Source organism: Streptomyces sulfonofaciens (assembly GCF_014656295.1).
Classification (GTDB): Bacteria; Actinomycetota; Actinomycetes; order Streptomycetales; family Streptomycetaceae; genus Streptomyces; species Streptomyces sulfonofaciens.
Genome location: NZ_BNCD01000001.1, coordinates 118,518 through 133,237 on the forward strand (window position 1 = coordinate 118,518; position 14,720 = coordinate 133,237).

The following is a 14,720-nucleotide window of genomic DNA, read 5'->3' on the forward strand; positions in this document are numbered from 1 at the left end:
GCCCCGCGCCCTCGGCCCGCGGCCGGACGGCCCGCTCCTCGAACCCCTGCGGAGGCAGGCCGCCACAAGGGGCACGACCGTGCGGGACCACGTCACCCGGCTGCTCGTGCGGGGCGACTTCGACGAACGTCAGGTGAGCCCGAGCGCCGGCATCAGGTAGTAGAAGCCGAAGATCACCGCGACCACGTACATCGGCAGCGGCACCTCGCGCCCGCGCCCCGCCACCAGACGCAGCACCACGAACGTGATGAATCCCATCCCGATGCCGTTGGTGATCGAGTAGGTGAACGGCATCACGAGCATCGTCACGAACGCCGGCACGGCGATCGTGAAGTCGCTCCAGTCGATCTCGCGGATCGACCCGGCGAAGATCAGGAAGCCGACGGTGAGCAGGGCGGGGGTGGCCGCCTGCGAGGGCACCATCGTGGCCAGCGGCGTCAGGAAGAGGGCGAGCACGAAGAGGCCGCCGGTGACCAGGTTGGCGAAGCCGGTGCGGGCTCCCTCGCCGACACCGGCGGTCGACTCCACGAAGCAGGTGTTGGCCGAGGAGGACGAGGCGCCTCCGACGGCCACGGCTATGCCGTCCACGAAGAGCACGCGGTTGATGCCCGGCACGTTGTCGTGGGCGTCGGTGAGGCCGGCCTCGTCGCTGACGCCCATGATCGTGCCCATCGCGTCGAAGAAGCTCGACAGCAGTACGGTGAACACGAAGAGCACACCGGTGAGCACCCCGACCTTGCCGAAGCCGCCGAACAGGCTGACCTTCCCGATCAGCCCGAAGTCCGGACTGGCCACCGGGTTGCCCGGCCACTTCGGCGCGGTCAGGCCCCAGGACGGCACGTGTGCGACTGCTTCGATCACCATCGCGAGCACCGTCATGGCGACGATGCTGATCAGGATCGCCCCCGGCACCCTGCGCACCAGCAGGCCCAGGGTGAGCAGCACGCCCAGCGCGAAGACCAGCACCGGCCAGCCGTCCAGCCGGCCGTCCGTGCCGAGCTGGAGCGGCACGGTGGTCTGGGCGACGTCCGGGATGCGGGTGACGAAGCCGGAGTCCACCAGCCCGATCAGCATGATGAACAGGCCGATGCCGATGGCGATGCCCTTGCGCAGACCGTGCGGCACCGCGTTCATCACCCGCTCGCGCAGGCCCGTGGCGACCAGCAGCATCACCACGAAGCCGGCCAGCACCACCATGCCCATGGCGTCCGGCCAGGTCATCCGCGGTGCCAACTGGAGCGCCACGACCGTGTTCACACCGAGACCGGCCGCGAGGGCGATGGGGACGTTGCCGAGCACGCCCATCAGCAGCGTGGTGAACGCGGCGGCCAGGGCGGTCGCGGTGACCAACTGGCCGTTGTCGAGGTGGTGCCCGTTCATGTCCTTGGCGCTGCTGAGGATGATCGGGTTCAGCACGATGATGTAGGCCATCGCGAAGAAGGTGGCGAAGCCGCCCCGGATCTCGCGGGCGTAGCTGGAGCCCCGTTCGGAGATCTTGAAGTAGCGGTCGATCGCGTCCCGCGAGGGCTTGGTGGCCGTGGCGGTGGGCGGGTTCGGCATGCGGGGACCTCGGGGCTCGGAAGGGGGGGCCGACGCTGTTTATAGCGGTCGGGTGCTACCCGTACCAGCGCGGGATCGTTTCGGTATGAATACATCACGGACCCCCGCCGCTGCCCGCGCCCGGGGTCCCGTCGCGCCGGTGCGGGCCGCCGCCCGGCGCCGGGGCAGGCGGGGGGCGCGGGAAGGCGCCGTAAGCTGCGGGTATGCGTGGAGTCCCCAGATCCTTCCGGCAGCCCATCCGGCACGAGGCGCCCGACCCGCTGGAGGGTCCCGTCGTCGCCACCGTCACCGGCGGCACCCTCGTCTGGTTCGTCCTCTTCCTCGCCCAGCTCCCCTTCTACGGCTGGTTCCGCTCCCACGGCCACACCTGGTGGCTGTGGACCTGCCTCACCGGCGCCGCACTGGGCACCTTCGGCATCTGGTACGTCCGCCGCAGGGACGCCGCGATCAAGCGGGCGGCCCTGAGCCGGGACGCCCGCGACCAGTAGCGGCGGACGGCAGGCCGGGCGAGGGGGCGGACCACCCGCCGAGCGGCGCCAACCGCGCATTCAACGCGTCAACCGCCATCTCCCCCCGTACCGTCGGATCCATGGCGCCGAACCACCCGGGCGGGGAACTCGCCCCCGTACCCCCGGACGGCAGGCGCGCCCGCGGTCTCACCGCGGCCCAGGTCGCCGAGCGCACCGCACGCGGCGAGGTCAACGACGTCCCCCTGCGCTCCAGCCGCTCCACCGCCGACATCGTCCGCGCCAACGTCCTCACCCGCTTCAACGCGATCATCGGCGTCCTCTGGCTGGTCATGCTGGTGGTGGCCCCGGTCCAGGACAGCCTCTTCGGCTATGTGATCCTCGCCAACACCGGCATCGGCATCCTCCAGGAGCTGCGCGCCAAGAAGACCCTGGACAGCCTGGCCGTCGTCGGCGAGGCCAGACCCACGGTCCGCAGGGACGGCGCCACCGAGCGGATCAGCACCGCGGGGCTCGTGCTCGGTGACGTGATCGAGATCGGGCCCGGCGAGAAGATCGCGGTGGACGGGAGGTGCCTGGAGGCCGACGGCCTGGAGGTCGACGAGTCGCTGCTCACCGGCGAGCCCGAACCCGCCGTGAAGCAGCCCGGCGACGAGCTGCTGTCCGGCAGCTTCGTGGTCGCGGGCACCGGCGCGTTCACCGCCACCAAGGTCGGCCGCGAGGCGTACGCGGCCCGGCTCACCGAGGAGGCGTCCCGCTTCACCCTGGTCCACTCGGAGCTGCGCAGCGGCGTCTCCGTGATCCTCAAGTACGTCGCCTGGATGATGGTTCCGACCGCGCTCGCGCTGGCCGTCAGCCAGCTCGTGGCGTACGGCAGGGACTTCAAGGGCTCCGTGGCGCGCGCCGTGGGCGGCATCGTGCCGATGGTGCCGGAGGGCCTGGTGCTGCTGACGTCCGTGGCCTTCGCGATCGGCGTCATCCGGCTGGGCCGCCACCGCTGCCTGGTGCAGGAGCTGCCTGCGATCGAGGGCCTGGCCCGGGTGGACACCGTCTGCCTGGACAAGACGGGCACGCTCACCGAGGGCGGTGTGAGCGTCACCGAGCTGCGCACCCTGGACGGCAGCGACGAGCGGGAGGTCCGCGCGGTGCTGGCCGCGCTGGGCGGCACCGACCCGCGGCCGAACGCGAGCCTGCGCGCCATCATCGAGGCCTTCCCCGAGGCCCGCCCCGGTGGCCGCCCGCCCGCCGGGCCCGCCGCACCGGTCCTGCCGTTCTCCTCCGCCCGCGGCTACAGCGCGGCGACCCTGGACGGCGGCGAGGCCCCCCGCACCTGGCTGCTCGGCGCGCCCGACGTGCTGCTGCCGGCCGCGCACCCCCAGCTCGCCGCCGCCGCGCGCCTGGACGAACAGGGCCTGCGCGTGCTGCTGCTCGCCCGGGCCGCCCGGGGCCGCGGCGCGCACGACCCCGACGTCGCGGCGGGCGCCCGTCCCGCCGCCCTCGTCGTCCTGGAACAGCGGCTGCGCCCGGACGCGCCGGACGTCCTGCGGTACTTCGTGGCCGAGCGGGTCGGCACGAAGGTGCTCTCCGGCGACAACGCCGTCTCGGTCGGCGCGGTCGCGGCCAGGCTGGGCCTGCCCGGCGCCGAAGACCCCCTCGACGCACGGACGCTGCCCGACGACCCGGACGGCATGGCCGAAGCCGTCGAGAGGGGCACCGTCTTCGGGCGGGTCGCCCCGCGGCAGAAGCAGGCGATGGTCGGCGCGCTCCAGTCCCGCGGCCATGTGGTGGCGATGACCGGTGACGGCGTGAACGACGTCCTGGCGCTGAAGGACGCCGACATCGGCGTCTCCATGGGCTCCGGGTCCGAGGCGACCCGGGCCGTGGCGCAGGTGGTGCTGCTCGACGACAGCTTCGCGGCGCTGCCCGCGGTGGTGGCCGAGGGCCGCCGCGTCATCGGGAACATCACCCGGGTCGCCACGCTCTTCCTGCTGAAGACCGTCTACTCCGTGCTGCTCGCCGTCCTGGTGGTCCTCTTCCGGGTGGAGTACCCGTTCCTGCCGCGCCATCTGACGCTGCTGGCCACCCTCACCATCGGCGTCCCGGCGTTCCTCCTCGCGCTGGCGCCCAACACCGAGCGGGCCAGGCCGCACTTCGTGCGGCAGGTCATGCGGTACGCGCTGCCGGGCGGCGTCCTCATGGGCGCGGCCACCTTCGCCACCTACATGCTGGCCCGCGGCCACTACACGGGCCCCGGCGCCCTCACCGCGGAGACCAGCGCTGCCACGCTCACCCTCTTCCTGGTCTCGCTGTGGGTGCTGGCCATCGTCGCCCGCCCGTACACGTGGTGGCGGATCTGCCTGGTGCCGGCCATGGGCCTGTGCTTCCTGCTGGTGCTGACCGTGCCGGAACTCCAGCGGTTCTTCGCGCTGAAGCTGATCGGCATGGCCGTGCCGTGGGCGGCGGTGGCCGTCGCGGTGGTGGCGTCGGCCGGCCTGGAGCTCGTGTGGCGGAGGGCCGGCCGACGCGCCACCGTCTGAGCGGAGCACCGCAGTGGCGCGGGCCGGCCCCCGCCGGGCGGTGGCTACTGCACGTCGACGAAGTCACCGGCGGCCTTCACGGCCGGGGTGGTGGAGGTGCCGGCGAAGGAGTAGCGCCAGTAGCCGTCGGTGGCTGCCGTGACGGTGGTCTTCAGCTCGCCGGTGCTGTTGGTGGTCAGCGTCTTGACGGTGCTGTAGGTGCTGGAGTCCGCCTTGCGGAACTGGAGCTGCACCTTCTGGCCGGTGTAGCCGTGGTAGGCGTGGTCCTCCCAGTTGGCGCGGGAGAGCTTGCCGGTCACGGTGATGGTGGCGCCCTTCTTCACCGGCTCGGGCGAGGCGTTGACGGTCTGCTTGGACAGCCGCTGCACGTGGTGGGTCGTGTAGTAGTCGTCCCAGAACAGGTCGCCGTCGTTGGAGATGGCGCCCACCCGTACGTGCCAGGTGCCCGCGAGGGCGTTCATGTACAGGTCGGCGCGGGGGTCGATCGTGAAGCTCAGCACGCACTTGGACGTGGTGGCGCTGGAGGCGGTGCAGGTGGCCTGGTCCTCGTTCGGCAGCAGCAGGCCGTCCACGTCGTTGTCGATGTCGGTGCCGTGCCACAGGTCCAGGTAGGCGTCGTAGATGCCCGAGGGGTGCGAGGCGGTGACCGCGACCTTGATCGTCTTCTTGTCCGTGGTGCCCAGGACGATGTCGGCGTCGCCGTGCACGGCGACATCCGTGATCACGGGCTCGGCGGCGGCGGCGCGTACCGCGGCACGCGGCGCCTTCTTCGCCGGGGCGTCGCCGAAGCGCGAGGCGGCGTCGGGTGCGGCGCCCGGAGCGGGGGCTGCTGCCTGGGCGGCCGGGACGGCGAACGCGGTCAGGGCCAGGGCGCCGGACATCGTCGCGGCGGCCACCAGGGTGCGTATGCGCATGTGTTCCCCATGTGGAGAGGGGGCCTGCGTGCCGCAGTTCGGCTCGCAAGGGGCCCGAGTGATCCAGGAGTCTGGTGACTCCGGAGATCAGACCTCCGAAGGGGGAGCCAGGTTGTACGCGAAGTGAATTTTCTGTGACCGAATCTGCACTGGTTCTGCGGACGGCCGGAGCCGGGCCCGGACGACCCGCTCCGACCGGGTGCGGGCGGCACGCCCCGGCCGGATGCGGACGGCCGCGCTCCGGCCGGGGCGGACGGCCGCGCTCCGGCCGGGGCGGACGGCCGGGTTCCGGCCGACCGGCCTCAGTCGAACCAGCGGTCCCGCGCCAACTCCTCCGTGCGGGACGGGTCCTCCAGCAGCGCCGCCACCTCGAAGCGCCGCGGCCACTCGCGCGCCGCCCACGCCAGGCCCGCCGCGACCCCTTCCAGCGTCGCCGCGTGCACCACCCCGTCCGCGGTGCGGTACCAGTCCAGCTCCACGCCGTCCACGACGAGTTCCTCGTGCTCGACGTACGACCGCGGCGTGCCGGCGCCCAGCAGCACCCGCACCGCCTCCGGCACCTCGCGCACCGCGCCCTCGTCCCGGACGGCGCCCGGCACCGTCTCACCCAGCCTGCGCACCTGGAACAGCTCGGCGAGGTCCGCGGCGGCCGGCGGGCGCACCGGCAGCAGCGGGCGGCCGCCGGACAGCGGCAGCAGGTCGGGGGAGTCGGCGACGACCGCGTCGCGCGCGTCCACGACCACCACCCGGCCGTCGCCCTCGACCGCCCGCACCTCGTCGGGCAGCGTCACCTGCTGCGGGTCGAGTTCCGCGAGCGCACCGTAGAGGCCGTGCAACTGGGCCGCGCTCACCTCCCGGTCCGGGTCGGCGAGCCGGTCGAGCAGCTCGGCGGCACCGCCCGGCTCGTCGAGCAGCGCGGCCACGGACGTCCGCACGCCCAGCGCGCGCAGCACCTGCTCGTCCTCGAAACCGGTGGCGTCCGCGGAGTCGTACAGCCCTGCGAGCAGCGGATCGCCGCCGAAGGCGCGCAGCCCGGCGGGCCTGCGCCCGTCCAGCACCGGATGGCCGCGCAGCCACCACGCCGTGTACGGGCGCACGGTCTCGGTGGTGCCGTCGGGCAGCAGGATCCGCACCGGCTGGGTCAGGGCGTCCCGCAGCGGCGGCCTGGACAGCATGGCCATCGCCTGCGGCCAGCGGTCCTCGTCGACCAGGTCGAGGTCGCGGACCGCCACGATCTCGGTGGCCACCGGCGGCACCGGGGTGTCGGGCAGCCGGTCGAGCACGTCCTCGCACCAGACGTCCACCGCGTCCAGCAGGCCCACGTCGTCGGGCTCCGCGTAGTCGCCGTCCCGGGGCTCCAACTCGTCCGGGTCGAGCACCACATCGGTGGCGCGCACCAGCGAGAAGCCGGCCAGGGCGCCGCAGGCGGCGAGCGTCCGGGCGCCCCAGCGGGCGGCCAGCTCCGCGTCCACCTCGGCCAGCTCACCCTCCCGGATCACCTGCGCGAACGGGCTGCCGGGCACGACCAGCTCACCCGCCGGGGCCGGCTCGCCGTCCTCGTCGGGCAGCGCGAGCGCACCCAGCCAGGGCTCGTCGCCCGGTTCGAGACCGGCGTCGCGCACCAGCCCGAGCACCACCTCGGCCAGTTCCTCGGCGTCGGGACGGCGGGCCTCGTCGGCGCCGGGGAACCAGTCGTCCTCGTCCATCGACGCCGCCACCGCAGCCCGCACCTGCGCGGTGGTGAGCACGGCGCGCGGTGACGCGGGCAGCGCGCCGAGCTTCTCCAGCAGGGGATGTGCGGCGTCCGGATGGGCGACCTTCAGGCCGAGGCGGGTCAGGACGCCCGCGGACGCCGCGGTGGTCTCGCCGGGGGACGGCTCGTACCCGGCCCCGGACGCCGGCAGCGGCAGCAGGACGTGGCGGGGGCCGATGGTGGTGCGGGGCAGCGCGGGGCCCTCGCCGGCGGCCGGCCCCGCGCCACCCGGCACGCCGCCGGCCAGCGGGACCGGAAGGCCGGTCAGGCGCTCCGGATCCACTCCGGCGAGGCTGTCGTACAGCCGCCACCACCAGCCTGGCTCCCGCTCCAGGCCGGCGAGCCGGTCGATCGCCTCGGTCAGCGGCACCCGCGCCACCCCGAGCGTGCGCAGCTCCACCCGCCGCTCCAGGCCCGCGGGCAGCAGGCTGGGCAGCACCTCCGCCAGCACCCGCACGGTCTCGGCGCCCGCGCCCTCCACCACCTCGGCGTCCCGCGGGCGCAGTGCCGTGCCGCCGGGCGCACCCGGGCCGAGGTCGCCGAGGTCATCGCCGGCCACGGCCGCCCAGGCCCGCTCGTGCTCGGCGTCCTTCGCCTCCAGGGCGGGCGGCAGGAACGGGGTGCGCGGCAGCCGCTCCAGGATCGCCGCGCGCAGGGCCCCGTCCAGCTCGGCCTTGCCGAGCGGCCCCGGCACCAGGTCGAGCAGGCCCGTGCCGACCGGCTGCCAGGCGGCGAGCAGCGCGGCGTAGGCGTCCGCCGCCCGCTGCACCAGGAAGTCCGTGAGCGGCCCCGGCGCGGCGTGCCTGCGCGCGGTGTCCAGCGGCAGCGAGGCGATCAGCAGCGCGGGCACGCCGAGGGGTTCGTCGCTCGGCGTCGGCGCGTGCACCACGGGCGCGGTGCCCGGGCGGCGCGGGGCGCCCTCGTCGTCCACGGGCACGGCCCAGGTCACGGACCAGTGCGGGCGGAGCCGTTCCTCGATCGGGCGGTCCGCGAGCAGTTCCGCGTCCAGGACGCCGTGGCCGTGTGCGGTGCGCCAGCGGGTGGTGCCGTCGCGTGTGTCGTCGATGACGGTGTACGAGGCGTCGGCGGTGGGGCGGGGGCCGCCCGGGCCGTGGGGTGCCGTGGCGGTCGCGGTTTCGGCGGTGGAGGGGCGTTCGGTGCGGCGGCCCAGGGTGCGGGTGGCCTCGGGGGTCTCCACGACGACCTCGGTGAGGCCGGGCAGGGTGAGCAGCAGGGCGGCGTCGATGCCGTCGAGCAGCCGCTCCACGAGGTCACGGGCGGCGGCGTCCCGCAACGGCAGGAGCACCACCGTGTCGTAGCCGTCGGGAGCGGTGCCCTCGGCCGGGAACGGCAGCCTCAGCAGGGGCACGTGGCCCTCGCGGCGGCGCAGTTCGTCGCCGAGGCCGCTGCTGTGCACGGCGGCCTCGGCGGCCAGCTCGCGTGCCTCGGCGAGCGACCAGCGCACCCCGCCGGTGCGGCCCACGAGCGCGGGCTCGTCGCTGACGGCGAGCACCGCGGCGAAGCCGACGCCGAACCGGCCCACGACACCGGGCTCGCCCGCCGCCCGGTCCGCGTCCGGTTCGTCGCGTTTGGCGGAGGCGCGCAGCGTGGACAGGGACTCGACGCCCGGCGCGTCGAGGGGGGCGCCGGTGTTCGCGGCGACGAGGACGCCGTCGCGGAGGGTGAGGCGCAGACGGCCCGGGGTGCCGGCGCGGGCCGCGGCGTCGGCGGCGTTCTGGGCGAGTTCGACGATCAGGCGGTCGCGGTAGCCGCCGAGTGCGAGGTCCTCCTCGGCGTTGGCGTCCTCGCGGAAGCGGGCGGGGCTGGTGCGCCAGGCGTCGAGTACGCCGCGGCGCAGGCGCGCGGTGCCGAAGGGGTCCGCCCCTTCGGCATCCGGCCGCACGAGCTTGCTCACGGTGGTCACTCCTCGTTACGGGCGATGCGCTTCGGCGGGGCGGTTCCCCTTCGCCGGGGACGACGAGGGTACGCCGGTGCCTGAAGGTATCGCGTGGGGGGCGGGGGAGGGGGGTACGGCCACGGCGCCCGGGGCGCCGCACGGTACCCGGCCGCCACCGCCGGGGAAACCGGGGCGCGGGGGAGGAAGCCGGCCGTGCCCGCCCGGGCGTGGCCGCGTGTCCTGCCGCGTACCGGGGGGGCGGACGGCGCACGGGGGCAGTGCCGCGGTACCGGGGACAGGTAGGGACGGGGGCGGGGGTCCCGCCCCCGGCCCCGGACGGGCTAGCTGTGGCCCAGGTCTTCCTGGGGGGCTCCGGTCTCGACGGAGCCCTGGTCGTCCCGGGGGCGCAGGGGCAGCGGGTCCACCCGCGTCTCGTCGAGCACCGGCGGCGCGGGCTGCGGGGTCCGGGGCATCACCGCCGCCTCCGAGTGCCCCCCGCACCCGTAGGCCAGCGACACCACGTGCCCGTCGGCCGGGGCGTACTCGTTCGCGCAGATCCCGAAGGCCTGCCGCAGCGAGCCCGAGACCGGCACCAGGAAGGCACAGGTCGCACAGGACGCGGGCGCGGCCTGCGCCATCGCCGTCTTCGGCCCGTACGCCTCCTCCCAGCGGTCCGCCGCCGTGTGCAGGCCGTACCGGGACAGCACGCGCGCGCGTCCCATGCCGAGTTCCTCCGCGACGGCGGCGATGGTGCCGCGGGACGGTGCGGCGGGCAGGCTCGCCGGCGGTCCCGCGGTGACCTCGGCGTCCTCGGCCTCGACGAGTTCCGCCATCTCGTGCGACACGGCGGAGTCCGGGGGCGGTGTCACGTCGCCGGTGTAGCCGGGTTCGAGCCGCAGGTCGTCGGCCTCCGTGGGCAGCAGGTCGCCGGGGCCCAGGTCCCCCGGGCGCAGCCGTTCGCTCCAGGGCACCCACTCGGGCGCGAGCAGCGCGTCGGGGCCGGGCAGCAGGACGGTCTCGTCGAGCGTGACGACCTTGGCGCGCGAGGCGCGGGCGACGGTCACCGCCCAGCGCCAGCCGCGGTAGCCCGGCTCCTTGCACTCGAAGAGGTGCGTGACCACGCGGTCGCCCTCGCCGACGGCGGCGACGTGCTCACCGACCACCCCGGGGGCGGCGGCCTCCTCGGCCGCGGCCCGGGCAAGGCCGACCGCCTCGGCGCACAGGCGGTCGGGGGTACGGCCTCGCGTTGTCGCTGCGCTCACAGGTATCGCTTCTCTCCTACGCCGTCTCACGAGTGCGCTGTCCGCTCGGCGAGGGAGCGGACGGAGCGGACCGGTGGGCCGCGTCGACGTCCGCGCCCGGTCGTCCTCGGGCACGCCTGCTGCTTCCATTCTGCGGGATGCCGACAGGCGCGGAGGTGAGGGAGACCGCCGCGGGGCGCGCTACGCACGCTACCTCTTCCGGGGCTACGGTCCCACACCCCCCAGGTGGGAACAGGTGCCCCCCATGTCCCGGCGGCCCCCCGCCCCGGCGAACGAGCCCCCGGCAGCGCGGGGCGACGGGGGCTCCCCGGCGTCCTGACCGGCCGGGCACCATGGGGCGCGCCGCCCGCGACGGGCCCCGTGGCGGGCCGCGACGGCCGCCCCGTGCCGCCATCCGTGCCGTACCCGGCGTGCGAATCAAGCTACCTTTCGGCATCTGGGGGCACTATGACGGAGTGGCAGCCGCACGGGCGTCCCTGACAGCCGGCGGGCCCGGCCCGCTGCGCCGGACCCTCCGGGCGGTGGCCCACGCCCTGCGCCTGCCCTTCACCGCCGCCGCCCGTACCGTCCGCAAGGCCACCCACGCGCACGGCGCCGGCGAGTCCGGCCTCGGCAAGCTCATCGAGTTGCACGGCGTCAACGGCGCCGGCGATGTCATGATCACCGTCGCGCTCGCCTCGACGGTGTTCTTCTCCGTCCCGACCGACGAGGCACGCGGCCGTGTCGCCCTCTACCTGGCCGTAACCCTGGCCCCGTTCACGCTCCTCGCCCCGGTGATCGGCCCGCTGCTCGACCGCGTCCCGCACGGCCGCCGCGCCGCCATGGCCACCGCGATGCTGGCCCGCGTGCTGCTCGCGCTGCTCCTGTCGAACGCGGTCGTCACCGGTTCCCTGGAGCTGTACCCGGCCGCGCTCGGCGTGCTGGTGGCCTCGAAGGCGTACGGGGTGGTGCGCAGCGCGGTCGTGCCACGGCTGCTGCCGCCCCGCTTCTCGCTGGTGAAGGCCAACTCGCGGGTGACGCTCTGCGGTCTGCTCGCGACCGGCGCGGCCGCCCCGGTCGGTGCGGGACTGCACATGGTCGGCGCCCGCTGGCCGCTCTACGGCGCCTGTGCGATCTTCGTCGCGGGCACCGTGCTCTCCTTCCAGTTGCCGCCCAAGGTCGACTCCGGCAAGGGCGAGGACAAGGCGCTGCTCGCGGCCGACGAGGAGCACCTGCACGGCCCGCGTGCGCAGCGCGGCCGCCGTCCCGGGCTGCGCACCGTCGGCCCCGCTGTCGTCCACGCCCTGGCGGCCAACGCGGTCCTGCGCTGGCTCTCCGGCTTCCTGATCTTCTTCCTGGCGTTCCTGCTCCGCGAGCACCCGCTGGCCGGGCAGAGCGCGGCGGTGTCGCTGGGCGCGGCGGCGGTCGGCGCGGGCGCGGGCAACGCGCTGGGCACCGCGGTCGGCGCCTGGCTGAAGGCCCGCGCGCCCGAGGTGATCGTCGTGACGGTGGTGGCGATCGGGGCCGGCACGGCCGTCGCCGCGGCGGCGCTGTTCGGCGCGGTGCTGGTGGCGTGCTTGGCCGCGGTCGCCGGGTTCGCGCAGGCGCTGGCGAAGCTGTCGCTGGACGCGATGATCCAGCGGGACGTGCCCGAGGAGGTGCGCACCTCGGCGTTCGCCAGGTCGGAGACGGTGCTCCAGATGGCCTGGGTGGTCGGCGGCGCGGTCGGCATCGCCCTGCCGCTCAACGGCACGCTGGGGCTGTCGGTCGCGGCGGCGGTGGTGGCCACCGGGTGGCTGACGACCGTACGGGGGCTGTTGTCCGCGGCCCGGCACGGCGGTGCACCGCCCCGGCCGAGAGTGGTCTGAACGGCCCTCCGGCCGGGGTGCGCGGGCACCGCGCACCCCGGGACGCCCGCACGCCGCGACCCCGCACGCCGCGCACCCGCGCCCCCCGCACGCCGCGGCCCGTGCGCGGCACGCCGCCGCCCGCACCGCCGCGACCGCCGACCCGGCGGATAACCTGCGCCCATGACCTCCCCGCCCCCGGCGGAGCCGCGCCCGCCCCGCGCACCCCACCCGGCCCCGTCCGCCCACCAGGACCGCCGGCACCACCAGGACCACCAGGACCACCAGCACCGCCCGGGCCGGGCCGCCAGGACCGCCTCCGCGGCCTGCACGCTGTGCGCCGCGCTGCTCGCGCTCTCCGGCTGCGACAAGCCGACGCCGCTGGCCACCGTCACCGTCGGCGAGGACTCGGTGCACACGGAGGCGGCCTGCTACAACGACGGCAGGCCGGTCCCGGCCGCGGACTTCGAGCGGTGCCTGCGGGAGACGGACCACCACCGCATCGGCGTCGACCCGGACGCCACGGTGCGGTTCGGGGTGGACCCCCAGATCGCCGACCGGGGCTGGGTGATCCTGCTGAACGGCCGGGCGCTCACCGGCACCAGCGGCAAGACGTACCGCACGGTCCCGGGCAGCGTCTTCTTCGACCCGCAGTTCGGTGCGCGGGGCGGTTCGGCCACCGTCAGCGTCCTGGAGGGCAGCGGCAGCCGCCCCATCGGCCTATGGTCGTTCACGTTCGAGCAGTCCTGACCCCGGCACCCCCGGCCCCTGCCCCCCGACGCCAGCAGAAGGGCGACCACCCACCCCATGCGCATACTCGTGGCCACCGCCGTCGTCCCCGAGCGGGACGCGGTGGCGAAGGCGTTCGCCGGCCCGGCACGCCCCTGCGTGCTGCCGGGGGCCGCGCTGCTGTCCCTGGCGGACGACGCGGCGGACGACCCGCCCGCCGGCATGCGCACGGACGCCCCGCCGGCCGGCCGGACCGCACCGGCCGCCCGCTGGGACCTGCTGGCCGCCGGAGTGGGCCCGGCGAGCGCCGCCGCGGGCACCGGTGCCGCGCTCACCGCGGCGGCGCTCGCCGGTGACCCCTACGGCCTCGTCGTCTCCGCCGGCATCGGCGGCGGCTTCGCGCCCGCCGCGCCGCCCGGCTGCCTCGTCGTCGCCGACGCGATCACCGCCGCGGATCTGGGCGCCGAGACACCGGACGGCTTCCTGCCCGTCACCGCACTCGGCTTCGGCACCACCACGCACGCGGTGCCCGCGTCCCTGGTCGCCGCCGCGGCCGCAGCGCTCCCCGCCGTCGTCGGCACCGTGCTCACCGTCTCGACCGCCACCGGCACCGCCTCCCGGGCCGCCGAGCTGCGCGGACGCCATCCGGGCGCCGTGGCCGAGGCGATGGAGGGCTTCGGGGTGGCGGAGGCGGCCGCCGCGCACGGCGTGCCCGCCCTGGAGGTCCGTGCCGTCTCCAACCCCGTCGGCCCCCGCGACCGGGCGGCCTGGCGTATCAAGGAGGCGCTGGCGGCGCTCACCGAGGCGTTCGGGAAGCTCAGGCCCGTACTGGAGAGTTGGAGAGAGCATGAACACCACGCCGACCACCCCGACCGCTGCAGCCGGGCCCGAGCAGGCTGACCGCCCCCTGCGGATCGCCTACTCGCCCTGCCCGAACGACACCTTCACCTTCGACGCGTGGGCGCACGGCCGGGTCCCCGACGCGCCCGCGCTGGACGTCACCTTCGCCGACATCGACATCACCAACGGGATGGCGGAGCGCGGCGAGCACGACGTGCTCAAGGTGTCGTACGCGGTGCTGCCGTGGGTGCTGGACGACTACGCGCTGCTGCCGTGCGGCGGGGCGCTGGGCCGGGGCTGCGGGCCGCTGGTGCTGACGGGCGAGCCCGGCAGGGACCTCAGCGGCGCGGTGGTCGCGGTGCCGAGCGAGCGGTCGACCGCGTACCTGCTCTTCCGGCTCTGGGCCGCCCAGGCCGTGCCGGGCGGCGTCGGCGAGATAGTCGTCATGCCGTTCGACCGGATCATGCCGGCCGTGCGGGACGGCAAGGTCGACGCGGGCCTCGTCATCCACGAGGCCCGCTTCACGTACCGCGCCTACGGGCTGCACTGCCTCGCCGACATGGGCGAGCACTGGGAGTCCACCACCGGCCTGCCGATCCCGCTGGGCGCCATCATCGCCCGCCGCTCGCTGGGTGCGGACACCCTCAAGCGGCTGGCGGAGGCGGCACGCGCCTCGGTCCGGATGGCCTGGGACGACCCGGAGGCGTCCCGTCCCTACGTCCTGGAGCACGCCCAGGAGATGGACCCCGCGGTGGCGGACCAGCACATCGGCCTGTACGTCAACGAGTTCACGGCCGACCTCGGCGAGGAGGGCTACGCAGCCGTGCGCGGCCTGCTCACCCGCGCGGCGGCCGAGGGCCTGGTGCCGGCGATCGGGCCGGACGCGCTGGCCTTCCCCTGACTGGTACGGGACGGGCCGGGCCGGCCCTGGCCGG

10 protein-coding genes are annotated in these 14,720 nt (G+C 75.4%); 6 read left to right on the forward strand and 4 right to left on the reverse strand.

Annotation, left to right across the window (positions count from 1 at the left end; genetic code table 11):
* Positions 1-129: 129 nt before the first annotated feature.
* Positions 130-1,560 (reverse strand): NCS2 family permease, encoded by a 1,431-nt coding sequence (locus tag IE313_RS00435; protein WP_189928836.1) that lies wholly within the window; start codon positions 1,558-1,560, stop codon positions 130-132.
* 203 nt (positions 1,561-1,763) lie between these two features.
* Here IE313_RS00435 and IE313_RS00440 point away from each other — a divergent pair, with 203 nt between their 5' ends.
* Positions 1,764-2,048 (forward strand): DUF2530 domain-containing protein, encoded by a 285-nt coding sequence (locus IE313_RS00440; protein WP_189928837.1) that lies wholly within the window; start codon positions 1,764-1,766, stop codon positions 2,046-2,048.
* 101 nt (positions 2,049-2,149) lie between these two features.
* Positions 2,150-4,564 (forward strand): HAD-IC family P-type ATPase, encoded by a 2,415-nt coding sequence (locus IE313_RS00445; protein WP_189928838.1) that lies wholly within the window; start codon positions 2,150-2,152, stop codon positions 4,562-4,564.
* 44 nt (positions 4,565-4,608) lie between these two features.
* Here IE313_RS00445 and IE313_RS00450 read toward each other — a convergent pair whose 3' ends face one another.
* From IE313_RS00450 to IE313_RS00460, 3 genes are all read right to left on the reverse strand, one after another.
* Positions 4,609-5,478 (reverse strand): DUF5707 domain-containing protein, encoded by an 870-nt coding sequence (locus IE313_RS00450; protein ID WP_189928839.1) that lies wholly within the window; start codon positions 5,476-5,478, stop codon positions 4,609-4,611.
* Positions 5,479-5,780: 302 nt separating this feature from the next.
* Complete coding sequence (locus IE313_RS00455) at positions 5,781-9,146, reverse strand: sacsin N-terminal ATP-binding-like domain-containing protein (protein ID WP_189928840.1); 3,366 nt, start codon at positions 9,144-9,146, stop codon at positions 5,781-5,783.
* A 323-nt stretch (positions 9,147-9,469) separates the two neighbouring features.
* The gene (locus IE313_RS00460; RefSeq protein WP_189928841.1) at positions 9,470-10,390 is read right to left on the reverse strand and encodes a DUF3027 domain-containing protein; all 921 of its coding nucleotides are present in this window, start codon (positions 10,388-10,390) and stop codon (positions 9,470-9,472) included.
* Positions 10,391-10,845: 455 nt separating this feature from the next.
* Between IE313_RS00460 and IE313_RS00465 the strand changes: the two genes are divergently transcribed.
* The 4 genes from IE313_RS00465 (at position 10,846) to IE313_RS00480 (ending at position 14,686) form a co-directional block, all read left to right on the forward strand.
* Positions 10,846-12,237 carry an MFS transporter gene (locus tag IE313_RS00465; protein WP_373316877.1) on the forward strand — a complete coding sequence of 464 codons (1,392 nt, stop codon included), beginning with the start codon at positions 10,846-10,848 and terminating at the stop codon, positions 12,235-12,237.
* 162 nt (positions 12,238-12,399) lie between these two features.
* Complete coding sequence (locus IE313_RS00470) at positions 12,400-12,966, forward strand: DUF2771 domain-containing protein (RefSeq protein WP_229924262.1); 567 nt, start codon at positions 12,400-12,402, stop codon at positions 12,964-12,966.
* A gap of 57 nt (positions 12,967-13,023) precedes the next feature.
* Positions 13,024-13,845 carry a futalosine hydrolase gene (locus IE313_RS00475; protein WP_189928842.1) on the forward strand — a complete coding sequence of 274 codons (822 nt, stop codon included), beginning with the start codon at positions 13,024-13,026 and terminating at the stop codon, positions 13,843-13,845.
* Positions 13,793-14,686: a 1,4-dihydroxy-6-naphtoate synthase gene (locus IE313_RS00480; protein ID WP_189928843.1), complete on the forward strand. Its 894-nt coding sequence runs from the start codon at positions 13,793-13,795 to the stop codon at positions 14,684-14,686. The genes IE313_RS00475 and IE313_RS00480 overlap by 53 nt, the downstream gene beginning before the upstream one ends.
* Positions 14,687-14,720: the final 34 nt, after the last annotated feature.

Bases quoted from the DNA above. Each gene is read 5' to 3' on its own strand.
- IE313_RS00435 (WP_189928836.1), bottom strand. From the start codon at position 1,560: ATGCCGAACCCGCCCACCGCCACGGCCACCAAGCCCTCGCGGGACGCG.
- IE313_RS00440 (WP_189928837.1), top strand. From the start codon at position 1,764: ATGCGTGGAGTCCCCAGATCCTTCCGGCAGCCCATCCGGCACGAGGCG.
- IE313_RS00445 (WP_189928838.1), top strand. From the start codon at position 2,150: ATGGCGCCGAACCACCCGGGCGGGGAACTCGCCCCCGTACCCCCGGAC.
- IE313_RS00450 (WP_189928839.1), bottom strand. From the start codon at position 5,478: ATGCGCATACGCACCCTGGTGGCCGCCGCGACGATGTCCGGCGCCCTG.
- IE313_RS00470 (WP_229924262.1), top strand. From the start codon at position 12,400: ATGACCTCCCCGCCCCCGGCGGAGCCGCGCCCGCCCCGCGCACCCCAC.
- IE313_RS00475 (WP_189928842.1), top strand. From the start codon at position 13,024: ATGCGCATACTCGTGGCCACCGCCGTCGTCCCCGAGCGGGACGCGGTG.
- IE313_RS00480 (WP_189928843.1), top strand. From the start codon at position 13,793: ATGAACACCACGCCGACCACCCCGACCGCTGCAGCCGGGCCCGAGCAG.